The organism is Mesorhizobium sp. M0698 (assembly GCF_040320455.1).
Classification (GTDB): Bacteria; Pseudomonadota; Alphaproteobacteria; order Rhizobiales; family Rhizobiaceae; genus Mesorhizobium.
Map to the genome: position 1 here is coordinate 86712 of NZ_JAMYPQ010000007.1, position 21108 is coordinate 107819.

The following is a 21108-nucleotide window of genomic DNA, read 5'->3' on the forward strand; positions in this document are numbered from 1 at the left end:
CGCTAGTCCCATGGATCGAAAAGCAGGCGAAACGGGAAGAGAGGGCGCGGCGTGGCCGATCGTGAACGGCAACGACCATGCGTCTCCCTCCGTGTTCCGGCCGGAGGCTCTGCTGCGCGAAGCGCGTCGACAGAAGGGACTGCCGCTCATCGCCGTTCCTCCAGTGTGTGTCCTCGATCCCGATGGCGACGTGGTGCGGCACCTCAGACGAACGGGCACGGGACGAATCCATGAGGGGTGGGCCTGCTACCACACCGAGCTTCTTGCCTTCGATCTCGACGACATCGGCGAGATCGGCATCATCGGCTGCGCGGTGGGCGCTCCCTTTGCAGTGCTCGTGGCCGAGCAGCTTTTTGCGTCGGGCTGCCGCCTGCTCGTCAGCGTTACGTCCGCTGGCCAGGTCACCGACAACGGAGCGACGCCCTACTTCGTGCTGATCGATCGCGCCCTGCGCGACGAGGGCACGAGCTACCACTATCTTCCGCCAGCGACCTTCGCCGAAGCCCCCGACGCAGGGCTTCTCGCTCGCATCGAGAGGGCTTTGTCGGGTCTTTCCGGCGTCACTGTCCATCGCGGTGCGACCTGGACGACGGATGCGCCCTATCGCGAAACCGAGATCGCGATTGCGTCTGCACGGGAGCTGGGCGCGTTTGCCGTGGAAATGGAGGCTGCCGCCCTGTATGCGTTTGCAACCGCGATGAAACGGTCGGTCGTCTGCTTCGCGCATGTAACCAATGCCATGGCGCGGAGTGAAGGCGACTTTGAAAAAGGCGAGGCGGACGGAACCACGGCAACGCTCGCAGTCATCGCGGCGACGGCGCGCGCCTGGTCGACCGCTGCGATCGCCGCCGAGAAATGAGCAGATGCGGGGCGCCTATGCGGCGCCCTCGACGATTTGCGCGGCGCCGAACGACCCGGCCTAGCCATCTCTCCGTCATCGATGGACTTTGCGACGCCGAGAATGGACGCCGCATCCACCGCAACAAATCGGTCGAAAAATATTGCACGCGGCCTTTCCGCATTCGCGTCCGTCGCCTGATCCAATGCTCAAGTCCGGCATGTTGCCGAACCTGATCAGAGGAAATTTGAGAATGAAAACTGCAATCTTTGTCGCGATCGGTGCCGAGCCACTCGATCGCGTTGAACTGGACGAGACCGCTATCCGTGCAGCTTGTGGTCGATGACGAAGCGGTTGATGGCGGAAACCCACATGCCTCAACACGGGACTGGTGATGGCTCGCGCAGCGCCTGCCGTGCTGCCGCCATTGGTGCTCTTAGTTCCTGACACGACCCCACGCCAGAACCGCACGGCACGAGCTTCCAGCGCCGGTTGCCCTGCGGCGGGAGGTTGGGGTGGCGCCAAGAGGCGGGGAGAATGATCGCCATTAAACACCGATTTATGCGGCAAATCTTGGCTCCGGAACTCCCGTTGCACCCAGGCCGGTGATGGCAAAAAGGCTGCCGCGCAAGACACCGTCGCTTGGAAAGCGCGGCAGCGGCGGCTTGGCCATCGAAGTGACGTACAGGGTGTCGAGCTTCGGCCCGCCGAACATGACGCTGGTGATCTTCTTGACGGGCATGTCGATGATGCGATCAACGCTGCCGTCGGGCGCGTAACGCACCAGCCTGCCGTCATAGACCAGCGCGTTCCACAGGAATCCTTCCGCATCGACGGTCGAGCCGTCAGCCGCCCCTCCCCGGCTGGTATCGACGCGGGTGAAGGTGCGCCGGTTGTTGGCGGCACCCGTTTCGATATTATAGTCGTAGGCCCAGATCTCGCCGGTCCAGGTGTCGGCGAAATAGAAGGTGCGGTCGTCCGGGCTCCAGCACGGACCGTTCGAGCAGATGATGCCGGAATCTATTCTGGTAACGGAGAAATCCGGATCGAGCCGGTAGAGCCCGCCGGAGGGTCCCTCTTCCATCGTGTCCATTGAGCCGGCGAAGAAGCGGCCGCGCCGATCGACCTTGCCGTCATTGAGCCGGTTCATCGGCCTGTCCGGCTCCGGATCGTGAATCGGCGTCACCTCGCCGGTGGCGAAATCAAGCAGATGGAAACCGCGCTGCAGCGATACCACCGCGCCACCGCCGTCCTTGCGCAATGCCATCGAACCGATCTTCATCGGCACGTCCCAGCAACGGATCTCGCTCCCGTCGGCGGTCGCCCGAAACACACGCCCGTCGAAACTGTCGATCCAGTAGAGGCGCTCCTGTTCAACGTCCCACAGCGGTCCCTCGCCCAGCGTGGTCTTCACGTCCACCACGACTTCGATCTTCATGCCGTCCTCCTCTGTTCGAACCTTGCAGAAACCGGTCAGAACGCGACCTGGTCGCCGCCCTTCAATGACAGGATTTCGCGCGCCTCTTCGGGCGTTGCCACTTCCATGCCGAGGCCTTCGATGATCTTGCGGGCAAGCACCACCTGCTCGGCATTTGACTTGGCAAGCCTGCCCTTGCCGGCCCACAGACTGTCTTCGAGCCCAACGCGGATATTGCCGCCAAGCGCTGCCGATTGCGCGGCTATGCGCAACTGGCTGGCGCCCGCACCCAGCACCGACCAGCGAAACTGATCGCCGAACAGCCGGTCGGCGGTGCGCTTCATATGGGCAACGTCTTCCGGGTGCGCGCCGATGCCGCCGAGCAGGCCGAACACGGACTGCACGAAGAACGGCGGTTTCACCAGTCCGCGATCAGCGAAGTGGGAGAGGTTATACAGATGGGCGATGTCGTAGCACTCGAACTCGAAGCGCGTCCCATTGTCGTAGCAGGTCGCCAATATGTATTCGATGTCCTTGAACGAGTTGCGGAAGACGAGATCACGCGTCGCTTCCAGATGCGGCCTTTCCCAGTCGAACTTGAAGGTCTCGTATTTGTCGGCGAGGTGATAGAGCCCGAAATTGATCGACCCCATGTTGAGCGAGGCGACTTCCGGTTTGAACTGGGCGGCGGGACGCACACGCTCCTCGACCTTCATGTAGGGGCTGCCGCCGGTGGTGATGTTGATGGCGGCATTGGTACCTTGCTTGACGCGTGGCAGGAAACGCGCGAACGCCTCTGGCGTCTGGTCGGGCTTGCCGGTCTCGGGGTCGCGGGCATGCAGATGCAGGATTGCCGCACCAGCCTCGGCCGCCGCGATCGCCTCGCGGGCGATCTGGTCCGGCGTGATCGGCAGATAGGGCGACATGGTTGGCGTGTGGATCGCCCCCGTCACCGCGCAGGTGATGATGACCTTGCCGCTGGGTTGCTGGGCGCCGGGCTTGCGGCTTGTTTGCGTCATCGTCCAAACTCCTGATCCGACTTTTTCTTGTGCGCCGCCAGCGCCATCAGCCGGCGGTCGCGCCAGACCTGCCGTTCGCTGAGTTCTTCTCGCGGCAGCCGCTTGCGGCGCTCGGCCTCGACCGTTTCCATGACCTCGCCGGCCCAGTCGACCCGACGCAGCATCTGCGGGAAGATGTTGGAATAGATCGCCTGATAGCGCTCCACATAGTCGCGCACACCACCAGGCGCGTTGAGGTCGATCGTTTCGAACGGACCCATGAACGACCAGCGCAGCGCCAGCCCGTCGCGCAGGCCCGTGTCGACGTCCTCGACCCTGGCATAGCCGTCGGCGACGAGCCGGAACGCCTCCTCCAACAGCGCGCCTTGCAGGCGGTTCATGATGAAGCCGTCGAGTTCGCGCTTCATCACCAGCGGCGCGTGGCCCGCCTCGACAAGAAAGGCGCGGGTCCTTTCCACCGTTTCGGCGGAGGTCCATGGCGCCGGCACGACTTCCGCCGCCGGGATGAGATAGGGCGGATTGATCGGGTGCACGACGAGGCAGCGATGGCGCCCCTCAAGATGATCGGTGAATTTCGACGGCAACAGCGCCGAGGTGGAACTGGCGATCACCGCCTGCGGACCGGCAATTGCGTCGATCCGGGAGAACACTTCCCGCTTCACCTCGAGGTTTTCCGGCGTGTTCTCCTGGACGTGGACGGCATCGGCCAGGGCCTCGCCAAGCTCCTCCACAATGGTGATGCGGCCAAGCACGGCATCGACCGCCTGTCCCCGCAGCAAATCGTTGGCGGCAAGGTCGCCGAGCACGCCAGCGATATAGTCGCGCGCACCGCTGGCCGCGGCCGGCGCCTGGTCCCACATGCGCACATCATGGCCTGCACGAGCGAAGCTGATCGCCCACGCTCGCCCGATGAAGCCGCTTCCGACAATTGCTACCTTCGCCATGATCTCCCCCTCAGAGTGTCTCGACGTTGCCATCGACGCCGAGCGACTGGCCAGAAATATTGACGCCCGCATCGGAAAGCAGGAAGGCGACCATCGCGGCAACATCGTATGGGCTGGTCATGCGGCGCAGCGAGATGTTTTGCAGATAACGCTGCGTCATCTCCTCGTTTGAAACGCCGAGCTGCTTTGCCCGGTCGGCAATGACCTTGTCGATGCGCGGCCCTTCGATGATGCCGGGCAAGATGGCGTTGACCCTGATCCCATGGGGTCCGAGTTCCTTGGCAAGACTCTGGGTCAGGCCGACAACGCCGAACTTGGCAGCCGAATACGGCGTGCGGAACGCGTAGCCATGGCGGCCGGCGGCGGAAGACATTGAGACGATCGAGCCCCCGCCCGCCGCCTTGATCAGCGGCACGGCACGCCGCGCGCACAGGAACTGGCCGGTCAGGCAAATGTCTATGCAGCGCCGCCAGTCTGCCGGATCGATCTCATCGACCCCGCCGGTCGGCCCGGCAATGCCGGCATTGTTGATCAGGGCGTCGAGCCCGCCGAGCTTCTCCTTGACGGTCTCGAACAGCCGGTCGACATCGTCGTCGCGCGAGACGTCGGCCTTGACCGCGGCGGCAAGCGCTATCTTATTCGGAGCGGCAGCCAATGCTTCGTCGGAAATATCGCAGATCACGACACGCGCGCCGAGCCTCGACAGCGTCTCTGCAATGGCAAAGCCGATGCCGCCGGCACCCGCCGTCACCAGCACGCGCTGGCCTTTGAGCCCGGTCAGGAATTCGTCCGCCGATGCCGGTGCGCTTGAGCTCATTATTCCATTCCTTTCACTGAATCCGCCTTTCGCGCAGCGCCATGACGGCACCGAGCACCACCAGCCCAAACAGGATCGCCCGCGTCGCGTAAGGCAGCGTCGTGCCGGCGAGCAGCATCTGCAACGCGGTCAAAAGCAGCACGCCCCCCAGCATGCCGAGATAGTGCCCGCGCCCGCCGGTAATCAGCGCACCACCGACGACGACTACGGCGATCGAGGGCAGCAGATAGTCGTCACCCATGCCGAGGCTGGCCTGGCCGGAAAAGCCGGTCAGCATGATGCCGACGAGCCCCGCGCAGACCGCCGACAGCACATAGACGAGGATGAGCGTGCGCCCGACCGCGATGCCGGAGAGCTGGGCGGCGCGCAGGCTGTTGCCGATGCCATAAACCCGGCGGCCGAAAGCGGTGCGGCCGAGCAGCAGCACGGCAAAGACGACGAAGGCGATCATGAACAGCACCACCGGCGTCACAACGAATACCTTCCCGGTCATGAACCAGCGCAGCATCGGCGAGGAGAAGCCGGCCGGCGTACCCTGCGAGTAGAGCAGCGCGACGCCTTGCAGAATGCCGTTGGTGGCCAGCGTCATCACGATCGGCGAAATGCCGAGGAAGACGATGCCGATGCCGTTGGCAAGACCGATCAGGCAAGCGATGAGCAGCACCGCCGGCAGCGCATAGGCAAGTGCAGCATCCGAGCCGTTGACCATGCCGGCAAGCAGGATGCCCGAGAGACCGATCATCCACGGCACCGACAGGTCGAGCCCGCCGGTGAGGATTACGCTACCTTGCCCAAGCGCCAGGATGGCGAGGAAGCTCGACAGCACGAACAGCGAGTTCCAGTAGGTGACGTTGACAATGGCGCGTCCGAGCCAGATCTGGGTGACGATCACGACGATGGCCAGGCAGACATAGGCCGGCAGCGCATAACGCAGCGTCTCGGCATTGCGGATATGGAAGGCCGGCTGCGGCGCCTGCTGATCGTCGGTGCTGCCACGCGCGATTCTCAGCCGCCGGTCGGTGCGATCGATCTGCGAGGGCAGCATTCCGGCGCGCCATGCGGCCAACCGCGCCCGTAGCGCACGCAGTTGGCGGGCGAGCACGGAGCCATGCGACAGCGAGCCGGCAAGCACGGCAAGGATCAGGATTGTGCCCTCGGCGATCGTCGAATAATAGGCCGAGACGTTGAGTACGAGCAGGATGTTGACGACCATCATCAGTATGTAGGCGCCAAAGACAGTGCCAACCGGCCCGCCTTGACCGCCGCCCAGCCTTGTACCGCCGACAACGACCGCCGCGAACATCGACAGCAACAACGGGTTGCCGACGAGCGGATCGCCGCTGCCGGTCTGGGCACTGATGAAGACGCCGGCAAGCCCGTAGCAGCCGCCGGCTACGACGTAGACCAGGAAGCGCACGAGAACGACGCGCACGCCGACCGATGTGGCCGCATCCGGATCGCTGCCGATCGCATAGAGAGCCGTCCCGAAGCGTGTGCCTTTGAGCCAGAACCAGCCGAGCAGGACGACACCAATAACCACCAGCGGCATCGGTATCCAGCCGGCGATGGCATCACCGAGATAGAAGGCGCCAAGATCGGGAGAGACGAAGCCGCCCGGCTTGTCCATAACCAGCAGCGTTACCCCCTGCAGGATGAACATGGTCGACAGCGTGACGACGATTGGCTGCATGCGCAGGACGGCGATGAAGAAGCCGTTGAAGGCGCCGACCAGCATGCCGACACCAATTCCGGCCAAGGTCCACAGCGCGACACTGGTGCCGGTCGCCATCGGATCCATGCCTTTTGCCAGGACGACATTGACCAGCGAGATCACCGCGCCGGCGGACAGGTCGAAACCGCCGGACAGGATGACCACGGTCTGGCCGATCGCCGCCAGTGCCGAGGTGGCGCCGCCGCTGGAGAGAAACGAAATGTCGAAATAGGTGAGCCGCCCGGCACTGACCAGATCAACGATCAGCAGGAGCACGGCAAAGACGATCGCCGCGATGATCGCGCCGCTGTGCCGCGCGAGAAGCCGCGACAATGTCGTGGCCGGTGCCGCGGCGGGCAAACTCGTCACGCTCATTCCGCCGCCTCCCGGACCAAGTCGCCGTGTCCCAGCGCCGGTCGCATGATCGCGCCTTCCGTGATGTCGTTGCCGGCAAGCTCCGCCACCAGGCGACCGTCATAGAGGACGAGCACCCGGTCGCATTGATGGACCAGCTCGGGAATTTCGGTTGAATGCAGAAGGATCGAGCCGCCGGCCGCCACATAGTCGCGCATCATCACGTAGAGTTCGTGCTTGGTGCCGACGTCGATGCCGCGGGTTGGGTCGAAGAGCAGCAGGATGCGGCTTTCGGCGACCAACCATTTTGCGATGGCGATCTTCTGCTGGTTACCGCCCGAAAACGCCCCCGCCCTAGTCCACATGGCGCGGTGGTCGACCTCGACCGTCGAGAAGGCGGACTGTACGGCCCGCGCCTCCTCGTCCCTGCTGATCAGGCCAAATCGGGTAAAACGCGCGACGACCGGCAGCGATACGTTCTGCCGGCCCGAGAGTTTCAGGAACAGGCCTTCGGTCTTGCGGTCCTCGGGTACCAGCCCGATCGCCATGTTGGGCTTGAGCGCATCGGCGGGCGATCCAAGCCAAACCATGCGGCCGTCGACCAGGATATGGCCGCGCTCGATCTCGGCCATGCCGAAGCAGGCGAGGAACAGGTCGAGCTGGCCCATGCCCTGAAGCCCGGCAATGCCGAGAATCTCGCCCTTGCGCAGGTCGAAACCGACGCCGTCGAGCTTCCTCCCGGCCTTGAGATCGCGTACGCCGAGCACCGGAGGACCGAAGACGGCCTCGCTTTCGGGTTTCGGCGGAAAGGTCTGGGCGATGCTGCGACCGATGATCTTTTCGATTACTTCTCCATCCGGGACATCGGCAGCCGGTGCGGTCACGATATGACGGCCGTTCCTGAGAATGGTCAGCGTATCGCAGAAGGCCCGCACCTCGCGCATGCGATGGGTGATGAACACGACCGTCGTACCGGCCGCCTTCAGCCGCGCGATGATGCCGCCCAGCCATTCGACATCGCCGCCCGACAGCGTCGAGGTCGGTTCGTCGAGCAAGAGGATGCGCGGCTTGCGATAGAGCGCGCGCGCGATCTCGATCTTCTGCCGGACGGCGAGATCGAGCGTTGCCACTTCGGCATCAAGATCGACCGAAAACCCGAGATCTGAAATGTGCTGGCGCACCGCCTTGCGCGCGGCCGACCGCTTGATCAGGCCGATCGGGCCGACAGGCGCGTAGGGCAGCAGCATGTTGTCGAGAACGCTGAGATCGCGCACCAGCGTCATTTCCTGGAAGGCTGTCTGCACGCCTTTGGCGTGCGCGGCGCGCGGCGAACCGAGTGGCGCCGGTTCACCAAGAACGGTGATTTGCCCTTCGTCGGGCCGCACCAGTCCCGACAGCAGCTTGACGAGCGTGGACTTGCCCGCACCGTTCTCGCCAAGCAAGGCATGCGCGCTGCCCGAAGCGATCTCGAAGGAAACGTCATCGAGGGCGACTGTTGCGCCAAACGCCTTGCGGACGCCCTCTATGCCGACAGCTGTCGAATGCGCTGACATCATTATCCCAGTCCCGGCCTGCATGAAAGGTGCGTGGAGTGCCTCGAAAGGCACCCCACGCTCCATTTCGGAGAGCCTTACTCCTCGGGCTGGCCGACAAGGGCGGCGGCGAGACCGATTTCAGGTGTCTGGTCGGAGAAGATCGAGGCGAACCAGCCGGGGTTGGAGACCAACGACGGTTTGAACGCGTTGCAGCCAGCCTTCATCTCCGCCCAGGTGCCTTCGTCACAAAGCTTTATCGTCTCGTTGGTGACGACCGGCAGTGGCAGGATCGTCTTCTTGGCAACCTCCTTGCCGTCAAGCGCCTCGACCGCAAGCTTGAGGGCCAGCGCACCGGAATAAGGCGGCGACGCGTAGGAAATGCGCGGCGCGCCGAGCGGCGCATAGGGAGAGGTTGCGCCCTCGACCTCCGTGCCCTCCGGCAGCATCTGGATGCGCCCGCCATTGGAGCCCTCGCCGGCGCAAGGCAGGAGTTCGCTGACCTTTTTGCCGGCCTCGAGTTGCATGGAATTGGCGGTGAAGCAGCCGACCTGCATCCACAGCCCGTTGATGTCGTCCCAACTGCGCGTCGCCAATATCTTGGAAAGTTCGGTACGGGCCACCGCCTGGCTCCACATGCCGACAGCCTCGCCGACGATCTTGATGTCGGGATGCTTGGCAAACACCTCCTTCGCGGCCTTGGTGCGCAGATCATCGACCGAGGTGCCGGGAACGCCGGTCACCGCGATGATGTTGCCCTTGCCATTGAGCTTCTTGACCAGCCACTCCGCCGTTACGCGGCCAGCCTCTTCCTGGTCGATATGGACGTTGTAGGCGCAAGGCTCCGTGATCTCGGCATCGTAGGCAAACACCTTCACGCCCTTGTCGCAGGCGTTCTTCACCACCTGGTTGAGCGCGGTCGGCGAGATCGGGAAGATCACGATGGCTTCGGCGCCTGCCTGGACCATGGCATTGATCTGCTGGATCTGGCGCTGTGCGTTCGGCCCCGCAACCTGGACCTGGAGGTCCACCTTGTCGGCCATGCTCTTGTGCGACGCCATCGCCTTGACCATGTTGGCGGCCTCGGCCTGCCAATCATTGCCGATGAAGCTCATGCTGAGAAATATCTTGTGCTTTCCGGCCGCTTCGGCGGCGGACGTACCAAGAACGCAAACAGCCATGCCGGCAAGCAGCGCAAACCGCCGGGCTTTCGATCCGATACCCATTCAAAACTCCTCCCAGTTCAGACGACCGAATGCCTCCCAAGGGCACGAAACGTACTCCTTGTCATTCGACGCAGCTGAACGTATCATGATTTGATCAAAGATCAATGATGAAAAGGTAAAAGCCGGATACGCCGGCGCTTGACGCGGCAATCCGAACCTTGCATTCCGGGCACAGGCGCCGGGTAGGACAAGAGCGTCACCCGTATGGGGAAGGGTAGGCAGAGATGGCTGGGGCGGCATTCAGGAAGCCGGGCGTCGAGATCACACCGCTGTCCAGGGAAACCCTGCAGGACAGGGTTTACCGGCACGTTACCGAGTTGATCCTCGACGGCAGTATCGTTCCAGGTGAAATGGTGACGGTGCAGAGCCTTGCCGACGCTTTCGGCGTCAGCCCGATGCCGGTTCGCGAGGCACTGCGGCGTCTGAGCGCCGCCAACGCCTTGATGGTGGTTTCGGGCCGTTCGATTGGTATCCCTGCATTAAGCCGCGCGCGGCTTATCGATCTCAGGAACGTCAGGTTCGAAATTGAGGCGATCGCCGCCGCATGGGCCGCCGAACGCATGGACGATCAAGGCGTGATGCTGCTGCGCCAGCATCTGGACGCACTCGAACAGGCCAATGCCGCCGGCGACGTCAAATCCTACCTCAGGGCTAACTACGCCTTCCATTTCTCCATCTATCGGGCCGCGGGCTCGGAAAACATGCTCAACATCATCGAGAACCTGTGGCTGCAGATCAGTCCCTATTTCAACATGCTGCACGATTCCGGAAACTATTCGACCGCCAACCAGCACCATCAGGAGATGTTTGCAGCGCTGCGAGACCGCAACGCGGAGGCGGTCCGGGCTGCGGTTCGCGCTGACATCGACGCGGCTTTCACTGTCCTGATCAAACTGCTGAAATAGTCGCAGGTCGCCAAGCCCGACATGGCAGGACGGCGATGCTCACCACAACCGAACCGCCGAGCATCAGCGGACATTTCCAGCGCCCTGCTGCGGTGATTCATCCAGAGGGGACGATCCAGCGCTCACAGGGCCGAGTTGGTCAGGGGTAGCGTTTGCCAGAGCCTACAAGCTCATCCTTAATCGCTGGCGTTGCGGTGTGACCGTCGGCACGGGTGAAGGCATGCCCGAGCGGCTTGTCAACAAGAACGGGAGACGGCAGTGTTCTGACGTTATCAATGAGCCGCGTCTCGCCGAGCCAGGCCGCTGCAAACAGGCGTGCCGGCCGATCCAGGCTTGCTATCGGTTGCAGATCTGCCTCGCCACGGAGTTCCAGGTACTCGACCTCGCGATAGCCCGCGGACAGGATCGCTGCGCGCGCTTCGGCAAGCGTTGGCAGGACGGGAGAGCCGTTCGAGAGCCCCGACGCCGTATCGAATAGGACCGATGCTAGCCTTGGGGCGACGGCGCGCTCTGCCGGCGAGAGCCGGACATTGCGCGATGACAAAGCGAGACCATCGGCTTCCCGGACTGTCGGACAGGGGACGACGGTGATCGGAATATCCAGGTCCCGGACCATGCGCCTGATAAGTTGAAGCTGCTGGAAGTCCTTCTCTCCGAAAAAGGCGAAATCAGCGCCGGTCTGCAGGAAGAGTTTTGCAACGACGGTCGCCACCCCATCGAAATGGCCGGGCCGGAACGCACCGCACAGGCTTTCACTGACGCCGGACACGGACACGGTCGTGGCGAAGCCGTCAGGATACATCGCAGTCGCATCCGGAACATAAAACAGGTGGGCGCCCAGCCGCGTGAGCTTTGCAGCGTCTTCGTCTTCCGTGCGGGGATAGGCGGCAAGATCCGCCGCACTGTTGAACTGCTTGGGATTGACGAACAGCGTCACGATCACGCGATCGGCCTTTTGAAGCGCAGAACGCACGAGACTCAAATGCCCTTCATGCAAGGCTCCCATCGTAGGCACCACGGCGATATTGAGACCGGAACGGCGCCATCCCGCCACAGCGGTACGAAGCTCGGCAATGGTGCGGACGATCGGCGCGCTCACGCGGCTTCTCCGGCTTGCGGTGCGTCGGCGAAGAGATGTTCGGCCGCCGGAAAGCGCCCTTCCCGCACATCAGCCGCGTAAGCCGCAATGGCGGCTTCGGCCTCTGAGCCCAGTTCGGCATAACGCTTGACGAATTTCGGACGAAAACCGGTGAACATGCCCAGAATATCGTCGACGACCAGAACCTGGCCGTCGCAGGCGGCGGAGGCGCCGATCCCGATGGTTGGAATCGTAACCTCCTCGGTTATTCTTCGTGCGAGCGGCTCGGCCACCTTTTCCAGCACAACGGAGAATGAGCCGGATTCGGCAACAGCAACAGCGTCCCGCAAAATCCTGTCGCCGTCTCTGCCCCTGCCCTGGACCTTGTAGCCGCCAAGCACATTGATCGCTTGCGGTGTCAGCCCGACATGGCTCATGACGGGGATGCCGCGGGCAATAAGAAAGCGGATCGTGTCAGCCATGCTCTCGCCGCCCTCCAGCTTGACCGCGGCGCATCCGGTCTCCGCCATCAGCCGGGCGGCGTTGCGAAAGGCCTGTTCGCAGCCCTCCTCATAGGAGCCGAACGGCATGTCGACGACCATCAGCGCTCGTTCAAGACCGCGGCGCACGGCCTTGCCGTGCATGATCATCATCTCCAGCGTAACCCCGAGAGTTGACGTCAGGCCGTGAAGCACCATGCCGACGCTGTCGCCGACCAGGACCACGTCGCAATGCCTATCGGCGAGGCGCGCAACGGGCGTTGTATACGCTGTTAGGCAGACAATCGGCTTCTTGTGCTTTCGGGACACAATGTCCGGCGGCGTCAGCGCCTTTGTCTCAACCGCCACACTCATGGGCACATTCCCTCGGGTCAAGTTCCAGCGGTGACGGTTTTGCATAGTTCTGTGCAGGTGCGAAGGCCAAAACCGCACTGCATCAGAAAAGTTTGTGCGTTGCGAAGCAGGCTCTCCGCAAAGCAAAGACAGAGGGCGAGCGTTCCTCTGCTTGGGTGATCCTGCGCGACAACCGTGTTGCTGATCGGCTGAGCAATCGGGCTCCGGCCGTTTTCAACTCGAACAGTTTAACTGCCGCACTGCGGTTCACGCCAGAAGCGACCTTGGTTGCAAGCCTACCCGAAATGGGTTGTGACGGAAGCATGCGCCCGCACTCCAGACACTACGATTTGAATCAAAATCGCTGGTTCGAATCGGTTCCGAAACAAGGTGCACGCTGGCGGCGTTGGCATTTTGCGCATATTAGCAATCCCTTGACTACCGTCAAAGCCGCTCCAGAATCATGGCTTGGGAAATTGCGGACATCAATATCGGCGATGAGGTGGCGATCACCGTGACGGTGCTGAAGCTCCTGGACGACGGAAGAGCTAGCGTCAGCATCCCCTCCTATGGTTTTCCGCATTCGATCCCTGCTCCTAAAAAGTCCAAACCAGGTGACGAGCTCCAGCTCACTGGCGAGGTCACGCGGGTCGACGAGGAAAATCGAAAGGGGACCGTGAAAGCTGGCGGGCTAATCACCGTGGATGCCGATACGATCACCGACTGGACGCCTGTCCGCCGCAAAAAGATGACGCTCAGAGATGAGGCGGATTAGCGAACGCAGATCAAATCATCGATGCCGAAGACAAGTCCGGAAGGCCTGGCCGCCCTTGCTCTGGTGCGCGTGGCATCGAGGAGACCTGCCCGGCCGGCGTGCTGCCGATCGAGGAGGCTGTCTTCCGCTCTTATGGCCAAGAGCCCATGCATGAGGGTGAGCCCCTTGCCAAGGCTATCATTGAAACAGTTGAACGGCTAATTGCTTGCGGGAAGGCAATCGGCCCCAGATGGCGCACTGTACGAAAATTACCAACTTCGTTAGCCGGGAACAAGCACTCTACATCAAACGTTTTTTTGCGCGAGACTGAACTCTCCTCCGTTCTCCGGTCTGGCTGTAAAGGCCCGCTGCTCTGCACGGGCAGCGGGCCTGAGGGTTCGCACATGCCGCAGCGCCAGCGTACCAATCGCACCTGCCTTAGTCCTCATGATTTGGCTATTTGCCAGCGCGTTTTCGATCAGATTTGCGCAGACGAAGACCTCGACCCTTTAAGCCAACAGGGCAAAATCTTGGCGGAAACGGTAGTGGCGACTTTTCGAAATGCTCACACTGACGAGCGCGAACTGCTGAAGGCAGTCAGGTCTCATCGAGGAAATTGAGCGGCAAAATTTCACCCGACCGACAAGGTCGGGCTTGACCCATTCGGCCTTGTCCCCGGAGCAGGCCCGGGAGCTAACGAGGCCCTAACTGCCAACAAGATAGGCGTCACCGATTGCGGCGTCGCTGTGTTGACGGTCGTTTTGCGCCCTCATCATTCCGCTCTTGCATAGCAGTCCCAGTCTTCAGCCGCCGTTCCCGTAGTCTGGCCGTTTTTGCCTCCCGTGCCGTACGCTCAGTGCGGTCCTTGCTTTCCTGATGAGCAGCCATGCTTCACCTACGTTTTTTGCTGGTGCCCAACCTTCGTCAAAACCCGCTGTTCCACTCCGGATCCTACCTCAGGGCTAACTACGCCTTTCATTTCTCCATCTATCGAGCCGCGGGCTCGGAAAACATGCTCAACATCATCGAGAACCTGTGGCTGCAGATCAGTCCCTTTTTCAACATGCTGCACGATTCCGGAAACTATTCGACCGCCAACCAGCACCATCAGCAGATGTTTGCAGCGCTGCGAGACCGCAACGCGAAAGCGGTCCGGGCCGCGGTTCGCGCTGACATCGACGCGGCTTTCACAGTGCTGATCAAACTGCTGAAGTAACATTCAGGTCGCCATAAGCGACATGCCGCCTCCATTGCTGATCAGACTTCCAGTTCTTTTTCCGCCCACTCCGCGAACTTTTCCAACTTGTCGAGCAAGCTCTCCGCTTCGGGTAATGATTTTGCCCTGATTCCGTATTGAGTTTCGTCCTTCTCATCGAGGATGCTCCGCAACCTGCTGGCCTGCGCTGCAGGAAGGCGATTTCCAAGCGCGTCGCGCATGGTTTTCACCACGGCCGCATGATCCGCGCGGTTGATCTTTCCTGCAAATCGGGCAGTGAGCGCATCGGCGTATGCTATTGCCGCATTCACGATCTGCGACATAGCCGGATTTCCGATGTCACCCGTTCCGGACATTGCCACCTCTAAACGGGCAGCCTTCAAATATGAGCGGGCGATGCGCAATCGCCCCTCGCCAAAGCCTGTCTCGACTGCTTTCGTCGCACCTCTTCTGGTCATGCCAACGCCTTCCGGCGAGTTTTTGTTGCGAGTTCGTCCGGGCGTGAACCCAAGACGAGCAGGGCATTGGCTTCGACCCCGCCCCACCACGGGTCTCGCGTGCTCGACAGCCTTGCCACATCCTCCGGAGTGAGTCCCACGACCGAGGGATTGAAGCCAAGCTTTTGACCTTGGGTCACCAGTGCCTCACGGATTTCTTGGAGCGCGCTTTCTAGCTTTTCGGATGGCGTAACCACTGCGATGTCGAGATCGCTGTCTGGACGGTCCTCGCCCCTCGCTACGCTGCCGTAAATCCAGGCCGCGAGTACGTTCGGCCGAACTGCGGAGACCGCCTCAGTGATTACGGCGCGAATATTGGAATACCGAAGCGCCTCCTGCTCGAAGAGGGCTTCCAGTGATGTCGCCAGCGGATGGCGATCATTCAACCGGTAAAGACGAGCCCTGCCCGTTCCCTCTGAAGATACGATGCCAATCCCTTCCAAGGTTGCGAGAGCAGACCACACGCTTGCCCTTGCAAGCCCGCTACGAGTCGCAAGCAATGGAGAAGAAAGCAAGCCGCCGTGGCGCGACAATTCCCGGAGCAATCTTACGCTTGCTTCGGTGCCGAGCATAATGGTGAGTGGATAGCGCAAAGCGCTTTGAGCGGTCGAGCGTGCCATGGCGCAAGTTCCCTCTGCTGTGGACTCATAGCACATCACTCGTCGGATATCAAATCGGATGTTTTGTTTTCTAAACGAACGTCCTGTTGTCTGAATCCTGGACGGTTGCTGCGCCACGTTTGCATCTGGACCTGATGGGTTTTAGCGGCTTGTTCCAGCCGACCATGTGGCCACGTCATTGGCCCTGAAGCGGCCGACATGGTAGCAGTGGCCGCACTCGACGATGAGCAGCATGTTGGCCTTGGCGGCACGCCATACGCACTCCATCGGCCCGGCCATGGTCATTTCCGCGTGGAGTAGTCCTCCGAGAGCGGTAGGAGACCAAGGTTCGGCATGCGGTAGTTAGGCTCCTTCTCCGCGACAGTGGCCAACACCTCGTGCAATTTGTCGAACAGCCCAACCGTTCGCTTTGAGGTTGAGTTGCGCCGAAAGCGCCACCTCGCGAAGGCTTAGTGCTTCCCTTATGATCCCTCAACGTCCCGAGCAAACGGTCTGTCATACCGGCTTTTTCGTCTGCCCATGCGGCTCTCCATGGCTGTGAGCACTGCCTCACGTGCCGTCAATAAATACGAACCTATTCCTCGCTGAGTCACTTAGTCCTTGACTCTTTTGTGCCGTTTTTGTTCTCTGTGGCCAGGAACGTTTGGAGCAATCGCCATGGACCACATCGTGACACTGGACAGCCGCCAAGAAGCAGCCCTCCAGGCCGTCGCCGACAAATTCATTGCCCAGCACAAGGGCGACGCGGTGAAGGCGCTCAAGGAAATGATCGTACTCAATGGCCACCTTCACGATCGCCTTGACGAACTCTCGGCTCGGCGTCGGGCAAGATGTTAGGAGGGACCCCGATGAGCATCATGCACCTGGACGCGGCGGCTAAAGCCGAACTGCACTCGGAGGCGGAGAAGCTCATCGCCCGCTACGAGAGTCCCCTGGAGACCGTCAAGGCGCTCATGGCCTACAACTGCGAGCTTGAGACCCAAATACTTACCCTCGCTTACCGACACCCGGAGCTGGTGCAGGTCAGCTACAACGACACGCCACCTGTGTTGGGGTGATCACGGCGGAGGCCAGAGCAAACAGACCATGCAGGACCTTATCACTTTTCTAGAAGTCAACGTGGTGCTGGTGTTGGCGAACCCGGCCGCCTTTGCCACGTTTGCCCTTGCACGCGCACCTCCCGAGTCTCGAACGCGACTCAATCCTCGGTCATGTGATAGGTTCCCGCCATGTCTGATCATATTCTGCCCGGTCAAAAGAAGCCCAAGCTAACCGTCGTCGTGGCGTTCGATCGTGGCGAGGACGGCGAACTGTTTCCGCCTTTGGTCCGGCCGATCAGCAAAGCGAGGAACGCGCCATCCGCACCGGTCAGGCGCTCGCAGGGAAGCACGTTGGCGTAATCGCATGGAGCCGCGACGCCGGCCCGGCTATTGGCGACTATGGCCCGCCGACCGTGCTATTCACCTGCGGTGACGTGCCGGATATGGAGTAAATTCAGCCCGAGATTCCATTTCGCAGTGTTCGGAGAACTCCCCTTCACTGGGTATTTGTGGATCATTTAACGCCGCTATTGGCGATGCGCTCTTCGAAGTCGGGGCCAAGCCCGACGGCTGAAGCACTGGCCAGCGTCGCGGCGGCGGCTTCTGGGCCAAGCGGATGCCTTCTGTTGCTTGCGGACGTTTGATGTGGCGCAAAGGATCAGCAGAAGCTAACATATTTTGTTCTTGGAGGCTGTCGTGCGTACGAAACGTTTCAGAAAGCCCGTCGTCGTTCAACCCGGCCGGATCGATCGCGACAGAGTTGTTGCGTCGGTATCCGACGCGGCCGAAGTTCTGCTGAGGGATTGGCCGAGGCCGGAGGGCAAGTCGCGGCTCGCCGCAATCGAAGCATGCCTTGCCGTAATCCGTGGAGAAAAACCACCAAGGATAGCGCGCCAGGCGTTCATCGCTGCTGCCAAGGAGGCCAGGATACTGCTCGGGGAAGAAATTTAGCTTACCCAGCACCCGTATGGGCATGCCCTTGAAGCACGGAGCGCTGCTGGATTCAGCGGCTTTGTTGCTTTGTGGCATCGAGCAGAGCGTGACGTATCGATGTAGTGCGATTTTATCGATATTATTTGATTGTCTGTCGAGGGCGACGATGTATCGGCTCGACTTGTCGATCGCACGTTGATCGACCTCTCCTGCCCCATCAGGATACGAGGACGTGAAGACGCAAGCCGTGCTGAAGCTTGTGTTGTGGCGTGAGCGGCGCTTACTGAACCGCGAAGCCAGGCAGCTCTTTCCCAGCCAGGCCACCTAGACCATCTAGACCTGACGGCATGGCCCGAACGTCGTGCACTGTCAGGCTTTGGCCTTGCGCTTTGCTGGTGCTTTCCTTGGCGGCGTCTTGGCAACCGCCTTGCGGCCGAGACCGGCAGCTTTGGCAAGCGCAGACCGCTGAGCCGCATAGCTGGGCGCTACCATAGGATAGTCCCACGCCAAACCCCACTTGGCTCTGTACTCATCAGGTGTCATGCCAAGCAAGCCCAGGTGGCGCTTCATCGACTTGAACTTGCGCCCGTTCTCAAGGCTTATGATGTATTCGGGAAAGATCGACTTCTTAGGATTTACCGCGGGCGTAAGTATTGGCGATGGTGCAGCGACCGACTCAGCCAGGCCAGACAACGCAGAATTAACACTGGCGATCAAATTCGGCAGATCCGCCACGGGCGTTGCGTTGCTCTGGACATAGGCTGCGACGATATCTGCTGTCATCCCTAGCAGATCAGCCCTTCGCTGCCCAATTGCTTCATCCATCAAAATCGTTCCGTGTTGATCTCCGGCGTTCCTATTTGGAAAATTCGGCCTGCGCAATTGCAAACAATGATTATTTGACGCTAGATTACTCCAAGGTCGACTGTGCTGGTCATCTCCTGCGCCATGCGTGTGTGTGGCCGATTTCCCTTCAGGTGTAGCACCCTCATTCACCCGAATGCGATCAGCAGATCGTTGGCATTGTCTGGTCGCCGGCCTTGATCTGCACTTCGGCGATGGTGCTGTCGCGCTCGGCATGCAGCGCCGTTCCATCTCATCGCTTCGACCGAAAGAAGCAGATTGCCGGCCTTCATCGCCTGGAGGCCAGCGACCGAGAGCGCCGAGACGACGCCAGGCCTCGGCGCGCCGACACGCGAACACAGCCCAGGATGGCAACGTGCATTCGGGAGATGTCAGGCGTTCAAGCTTTTCGCTTCCTTGGCGGCGCTGAGAAATGCCACGCGGGCAATCTCCGGGGCCCTATCGCCGCCGAGCATGCAGGCCATGGGTGCCTGGATGCGGCGCCCAGTTTCTCCAACGGGCCCATCATAGCTCATTAGGTCAGGCCGGCGTTTACGCGTTCGACTCTACCTTCACCGCGAAAAAGTACCTGTCGATACATGCGATCCAGCCGTCGCCTTGCGGTCATGGAGCAAAATTCAAAATGCACTGTTAGGGTACGCCTCGGGCGAAGGCCGCCTTGCGAGAGGATGGCACGGTAGCGAGGCTGCGCTCTTAAAGTCGTCCTTACGAGCGAAGTTAGCAGCACAGCATGAGCCATGTGACGTTATTGACCGGGCCGGAGCGGCGTCGGCGTTGGAGTGAAGCGGATCAGTGCCGGATATTGGCCGCGGCATTCGCGCCCGGGGCCACAGTGGCGGCGGTGGCGCGTCAGTACGATGTCGCGACCAGCCTGATCTATAAGTGGCGCCGCACGGTGAGAGCCCGCGAGACGGGCTTTGCCGAAGTTGTCGTGGCTCCCGATGAGCCTGTCGCCGTTTCGCGGCCGGCGGCGCCACCAGCGGTGATCGAGCTGGAGGTCGCCGGCAAGGTGCGGCTGCGGATTCCGCTGACCACGCCGCCGACACTGGCGGCGGCGATGGTGAAGGCGCTGGGCGTTTCGCATTCACCATGAATGACGCCTGCATTGCGGCGAGAAGCTCGCCGCGGCGCTTTCTATTGGCGACCGAAATGGTTGCCGAAGGAACCCCAGCAAGATTGGCATCAAGGACAAGGTCGGAATTCCTGTCGAATTCCATCAGCACAGTGCTGGAAAAGAGGTCGTCGAAACGCCAGGAATGCCGAAGCGACTTGACCGCCCTGTCTGGACCGGCGGTCAGGTCCAGCTTCGCTTCGGCAAACACATGCGGATGGGCGTTCGCCGCCGCGGCGGAAGCGAGCACGCCGCGCCTGATACCATGCCTGTCAGTCGCATTTTTCGCTCACATTTCGATCGTCGATTCCGGATCAGGCAGGACACCTGCCATTGCAAGCAGGCCGAAATGGGACATACCAGAACAGGTCGTCATGCAACTAGCGTCTGAGCATGATCACGACGCCTGGCCTGGCTGGTCCTTGTTCATCGTTGCGCGAATATAGTTCAGGTTCTTGGTTCCGACGGCGCCGATATCGCTGACCTGGAATCCGCTCTCGGTCAACAGCGAGGCGACCGAATGCATATCGACATGACCATGCTTGTGAAGCCTGGGCAATCTGGATTTGCGCATGGGCCTGCCGAAATCGATGAGCAACAGCCGGCCTGCGGGCTTCAAGACGCGTGCTGCCTCGCGGATGAAGGCCGATCGAACGGGCTTCGGCAGGTGATGCAGCATCAGCGTGCCGACGACGATGTCGAATTGCGCGTCCTGGAAGGGAAGCTGCTGCGCCGTCCCGTTGACGAAAGTCAGATCGAGACCGGACTGCTCGGCCTTGGCGCGCGCCCTCTCAACCATTTCGACCGACGCATCGACGCCGGTGACGCTTCCGTCCGAACCGACCAGCCGCTTCGCGGCAATGGCAAGGGTTCCCGTCCCGCAGGCCACATCGAGCATCGCTTCGCCGGGCTGGAGCTTTGCCAGGCGAAGCATGAGCTCGCGAAAGCGGCCCTCGCGCCCAAAGGTCAGAACGCGCGCAAGCAAGTCATAGGCCGCCGCCCGATGCAGGACGATGCCGATGCCCCTGTCGCTCGCGCTCTGCGCACCGTTGCCGACGAGCCCCCTGTGTCGCAGGCTGCCCCACAGCGCCAATCCCGCGATCGCCGCAAGGACGAGGCCGTGGAATGCCGCCGTCCAGGCGCCGGCCTGAACATAGCCCATGCCCAATTCGGCGAGGACGAGGAAGCCGGCGACCAGCGACAGCTTGGCAAGCAGGGCCAACGCAATCACCCTCTTGCGCGAATGCGGTCCGTTACCGGCGTGATGATCAGATGAGTGCATGTCTGGCGACCTTCTGCTTCATTGCGGCGTGCCCAAACCCGATTTGAGCTCCTGGACTTGGCGTATCATAATGGACACAATGTCTGGAAATGCTGTTGTCGGACACCGGACCGCCGA

Annotated in this window: 22 protein-coding genes and 3 pseudogenes; 8 read left to right on the forward strand and 17 right to left on the reverse strand. The window is 61.5% G+C overall.

Features of this window, described 5'->3' with window-relative positions; all coding sequences use genetic code 11:
* Positions 1-10: 10 nt before the first annotated feature.
* Positions 11-859 (forward strand): nucleoside phosphorylase, encoded by an 849-nt coding sequence (locus NKI16_RS16695; RefSeq protein WP_352906992.1) that lies wholly within the window; start codon positions 11-13, stop codon positions 857-859.
* Between the two features lie 538 nt (positions 860-1397).
* On the opposite strand, the gene NKI16_RS16700 is transcribed toward NKI16_RS16695, so the two are convergent.
* The 7 genes from NKI16_RS16700 to NKI16_RS16730 all read right to left on the reverse strand — a co-directional run bounded on the left by NKI16_RS16700 (position 1398) and on the right by NKI16_RS16730 (position 9858).
* Entirely contained in the window at positions 1398-2276 is an 879-nt protein-coding gene (locus tag NKI16_RS16700; RefSeq protein ID WP_352579365.1) for an SMP-30/gluconolactonase/LRE family protein, read from the reverse strand.
* Between the two features lie 35 nt (positions 2277-2311).
* Positions 2312-3274, reverse strand: coding sequence for a 3,5-dioxohexanoate:acetyl-CoA acetone transferase (gene kce / locus NKI16_RS16705; RefSeq protein WP_352906993.1), 963 nt, complete (start codon positions 3272-3274; stop codon positions 2312-2314).
* Positions 3271-4218 carry a 3-hydroxyacyl-CoA dehydrogenase gene (locus NKI16_RS16710; RefSeq protein ID WP_352678607.1) on the reverse strand — a complete coding sequence of 316 codons (948 nt, stop codon included), beginning with the start codon at positions 4216-4218 and terminating at the stop codon, positions 3271-3273. The genes kce and NKI16_RS16710 overlap by 4 nt, the downstream gene beginning before the upstream one ends.
* 10 nt (positions 4219-4228) lie before the next feature.
* Positions 4229-5035 carry an SDR family oxidoreductase gene (locus tag NKI16_RS16715; RefSeq protein ID WP_352644326.1) on the reverse strand — a complete coding sequence of 269 codons (807 nt, stop codon included), beginning with the start codon at positions 5033-5035 and terminating at the stop codon, positions 4229-4231.
* A gap of 13 nt (positions 5036-5048) precedes the next feature.
* Positions 5049-7121, reverse strand: coding sequence for an ABC transporter permease (locus NKI16_RS16720; RefSeq protein ID WP_352906994.1), 2073 nt, complete (start codon positions 7119-7121; stop codon positions 5049-5051).
* Positions 7118-8656 carry a sugar ABC transporter ATP-binding protein gene (locus tag NKI16_RS16725; RefSeq protein WP_502894611.1) on the reverse strand — a complete coding sequence of 513 codons (1539 nt, stop codon included), beginning with the start codon at positions 8654-8656 and terminating at the stop codon, positions 7118-7120. Before NKI16_RS16725 ends, NKI16_RS16720 begins: the two co-directional genes overlap by 4 nt.
* A gap of 74 nt (positions 8657-8730) precedes the next feature.
* Positions 8731-9858, reverse strand: a complete 1128-nt coding sequence (locus NKI16_RS16730; RefSeq protein WP_352644330.1) for a sugar ABC transporter substrate-binding protein — start codon at positions 9856-9858, stop codon at positions 8731-8733.
* Between the two features lie 224 nt (positions 9859-10082).
* On the opposite strand from NKI16_RS16730, the gene NKI16_RS16735 reads away from it, so the two are divergent.
* Positions 10083-10763, forward strand: coding sequence for a GntR family transcriptional regulator (locus NKI16_RS16735; RefSeq protein WP_352923406.1), 681 nt, complete (start codon positions 10083-10085; stop codon positions 10761-10763).
* Between the two features lie 139 nt (positions 10764-10902).
* Here the strand turns inward: NKI16_RS16735 and panC are convergent, their stop codons facing one another.
* Both panC and panB read right to left on the reverse strand, forming a co-directional pair.
* Positions 10903-11862: a pantoate--beta-alanine ligase gene (panC, locus tag NKI16_RS16740; protein ID WP_352923410.1), complete on the reverse strand. Its 960-nt coding sequence runs from the start codon at positions 11860-11862 to the stop codon at positions 10903-10905.
* Entirely contained in the window at positions 11859-12695 is an 837-nt protein-coding gene (panB, locus tag NKI16_RS16745; protein ID WP_352923413.1) for a 3-methyl-2-oxobutanoate hydroxymethyltransferase, read from the reverse strand. The genes panC and panB overlap by 4 nt, the downstream gene beginning before the upstream one ends.
* Positions 12696-13137: 442 nt before the next feature.
* On the opposite strand from panB, the gene NKI16_RS16750 reads away from it, so the two are divergent.
* Positions 13138-13449, forward strand: coding sequence for a hypothetical protein (locus tag NKI16_RS16750; RefSeq protein ID WP_352923416.1), 312 nt, complete (start codon positions 13138-13140; stop codon positions 13447-13449).
* Between the two features lie 865 nt (positions 13450-14314).
* Positions 14315-14644: an FCD domain-containing protein gene (locus NKI16_RS16755; protein WP_352644340.1), complete on the forward strand. Its 330-nt coding sequence runs from the start codon at positions 14315-14317 to the stop codon at positions 14642-14644.
* A gap of 41 nt (positions 14645-14685) precedes the next feature.
* Here the strand turns inward: NKI16_RS16755 and NKI16_RS16760 are convergent, their stop codons facing one another.
* From NKI16_RS16760 to NKI16_RS16770, 3 genes are all read right to left on the reverse strand, one after another.
* Positions 14686-15102, reverse strand: coding sequence for a hypothetical protein (locus tag NKI16_RS16760; RefSeq protein WP_023722279.1), 417 nt, complete (start codon positions 15100-15102; stop codon positions 14686-14688).
* Complete coding sequence (locus NKI16_RS16765) at positions 15099-15761, reverse strand: nucleotidyltransferase domain-containing protein (RefSeq protein WP_352644342.1); 663 nt, start codon at positions 15759-15761, stop codon at positions 15099-15101. Before NKI16_RS16765 ends, NKI16_RS16760 begins: the two co-directional genes overlap by 4 nt.
* Before the next feature lie 141 nt (positions 15762-15902).
* Positions 15903-16040, reverse strand: coding sequence for a hypothetical protein (locus NKI16_RS16770; RefSeq protein ID WP_352621746.1), 138 nt, complete (start codon positions 16038-16040; stop codon positions 15903-15905).
* Between the two features lie 378 nt (positions 16041-16418).
* Between NKI16_RS16770 and NKI16_RS16775 the strand changes: the two genes are divergently transcribed.
* From NKI16_RS16775 to NKI16_RS16785, 3 genes and pseudogenes are all read left to right on the forward strand, one after another.
* On the forward strand, positions 16419-16598 hold the full coding sequence (locus tag NKI16_RS16775) for a hypothetical protein (RefSeq protein ID WP_352621744.1): 180 nt from the start codon (positions 16419-16421) through the stop codon (positions 16596-16598).
* Positions 16599-16609: 11 nt separating this feature from the next.
* The gene (locus NKI16_RS16780) at positions 16610-16819 is read left to right on the forward strand and encodes a hypothetical protein (RefSeq protein WP_352699576.1); all 210 of its coding nucleotides are present in this window, start codon (positions 16610-16612) and stop codon (positions 16817-16819) included.
* Positions 16820-16990: 171 nt separating this feature from the next.
* Positions 16991-17253 (forward strand): annotated as a pseudogene (locus NKI16_RS16785) (hypothetical protein).
* On the opposite strand, the gene NKI16_RS34065 reads toward NKI16_RS16785, so the two are convergent.
* The 3 genes and pseudogenes from NKI16_RS34065 to NKI16_RS16800 form a co-directional block, all read right to left on the reverse strand.
* Positions 17222-18058 carry a hypothetical protein gene (locus NKI16_RS34065; protein WP_502897604.1) on the reverse strand — a complete coding sequence of 279 codons (837 nt, stop codon included), beginning with the start codon at positions 18056-18058 and terminating at the stop codon, positions 17222-17224. The pseudogene NKI16_RS16785 and the gene NKI16_RS34065 sit on opposite strands and share 32 nt — an antisense overlap.
* A gap of 45 nt (positions 18059-18103) precedes the next feature.
* The gene (locus NKI16_RS16795) at positions 18104-18559 is read right to left on the reverse strand and encodes a Ros/MucR family transcriptional regulator (protein WP_352644347.1); all 456 of its coding nucleotides are present in this window, start codon (positions 18557-18559) and stop codon (positions 18104-18106) included.
* A 167-nt stretch (positions 18560-18726) separates the two neighbouring features.
* A pseudogene (locus NKI16_RS16800) lies at positions 18727-18936 on the reverse strand (biotin/lipoyl-containing protein); the annotation flags it as partial.
* 392 nt (positions 18937-19328) lie between these two features.
* Between NKI16_RS16800 and tnpA the strand changes: the two are divergent.
* Positions 19329-19691, forward strand: a complete 363-nt coding sequence (tnpA, locus tag NKI16_RS16805; RefSeq protein WP_352621733.1) for an IS66-like element accessory protein TnpA — start codon at positions 19329-19331, stop codon at positions 19689-19691.
* 88 nt (positions 19692-19779) lie between these two features.
* Here tnpA and NKI16_RS16810 read toward each other — a convergent pair.
* Both NKI16_RS16810 and NKI16_RS16815 read right to left on the reverse strand, forming a co-directional pair.
* Positions 19780-19971 (reverse strand): annotated as a pseudogene (locus tag NKI16_RS16810) (DUF1007 family protein); the annotation flags it as partial.
* Between the two features lie 135 nt (positions 19972-20106).
* Positions 20107-20991, reverse strand: coding sequence for a class I SAM-dependent methyltransferase (locus tag NKI16_RS16815; protein ID WP_352842440.1), 885 nt, complete (start codon positions 20989-20991; stop codon positions 20107-20109).
* Between the last annotated feature and the right edge of the window lie 117 nt (positions 20992-21108).

Bases quoted from the DNA above. Each gene is read 5' to 3' on its own strand.
- NKI16_RS16695 (WP_352906992.1), top strand. From the start codon at position 11: ATGGATCGAAAAGCAGGCGAAACGGGAAGAGAGGGCGCGGCGTGGCCG.
- NKI16_RS16700 (WP_352579365.1), bottom strand. From the start codon at position 2,276: ATGAAGATCGAAGTCGTGGTGGACGTGAAGACCACGCTGGGCGAGGGA.
- kce (WP_352906993.1), bottom strand. From the start codon at position 3,274: ATGACGCAAACAAGCCGCAAGCCCGGCGCCCAGCAACCCAGCGGCAAG.
- NKI16_RS16710 (WP_352678607.1), bottom strand. From the start codon at position 4,218: ATGGCGAAGGTAGCAATTGTCGGAAGCGGCTTCATCGGGCGAGCGTGG.
- NKI16_RS16715 (WP_352644326.1), bottom strand. From the start codon at position 5,035: ATGAGCTCAAGCGCACCGGCATCGGCGGACGAATTCCTGACCGGGCTC.
- NKI16_RS16720 (WP_352906994.1), bottom strand. From the start codon at position 7,121: ATGAGCGTGACGAGTTTGCCCGCCGCGGCACCGGCCACGACATTGTCG.
- NKI16_RS16725 (WP_502894611.1), bottom strand. From the start codon at position 8,656: ATGATGTCAGCGCATTCGACAGCTGTCGGCATAGAGGGCGTCCGCAAG.
- NKI16_RS16730 (WP_352644330.1), bottom strand. From the start codon at position 9,858: ATGGGTATCGGATCGAAAGCCCGGCGGTTTGCGCTGCTTGCCGGCATG.
- NKI16_RS16735 (WP_352923406.1), top strand. From the start codon at position 10,083: ATGGCTGGGGCGGCATTCAGGAAGCCGGGCGTCGAGATCACACCGCTG.
- panB (WP_352923413.1), bottom strand. From the start codon at position 12,695: ATGAGTGTGGCGGTTGAGACAAAGGCGCTGACGCCGCCGGACATTGTG.
- NKI16_RS16750 (WP_352923416.1), top strand. From the start codon at position 13,138: ATGGCTTGGGAAATTGCGGACATCAATATCGGCGATGAGGTGGCGATC.
- NKI16_RS16755 (WP_352644340.1), top strand. From the start codon at position 14,315: ATGCTTCACCTACGTTTTTTGCTGGTGCCCAACCTTCGTCAAAACCCG.
- NKI16_RS16760 (WP_023722279.1), bottom strand. From the start codon at position 15,102: ATGACCAGAAGAGGTGCGACGAAAGCAGTCGAGACAGGCTTTGGCGAG.
- NKI16_RS16765 (WP_352644342.1), bottom strand. From the start codon at position 15,761: ATGGCACGCTCGACCGCTCAAAGCGCTTTGCGCTATCCACTCACCATT.
- NKI16_RS16770 (WP_352621746.1), bottom strand. From the start codon at position 16,040: ATGGCCGGGCCGATGGAGTGCGTATGGCGTGCCGCCAAGGCCAACATG.
- NKI16_RS16775 (WP_352621744.1), top strand. From the start codon at position 16,419: ATGGACCACATCGTGACACTGGACAGCCGCCAAGAAGCAGCCCTCCAG.
- NKI16_RS16780 (WP_352699576.1), top strand. From the start codon at position 16,610: ATGAGCATCATGCACCTGGACGCGGCGGCTAAAGCCGAACTGCACTCG.
- NKI16_RS16795 (WP_352644347.1), bottom strand. From the start codon at position 18,559: ATGGATGAAGCAATTGGGCAGCGAAGGGCTGATCTGCTAGGGATGACA.
- tnpA (WP_352621733.1), top strand. From the start codon at position 19,329: ATGAGCCATGTGACGTTATTGACCGGGCCGGAGCGGCGTCGGCGTTGG.
- NKI16_RS16815 (WP_352842440.1), bottom strand. From the start codon at position 20,991: ATGCACTCATCTGATCATCACGCCGGTAACGGACCGCATTCGCGCAAG.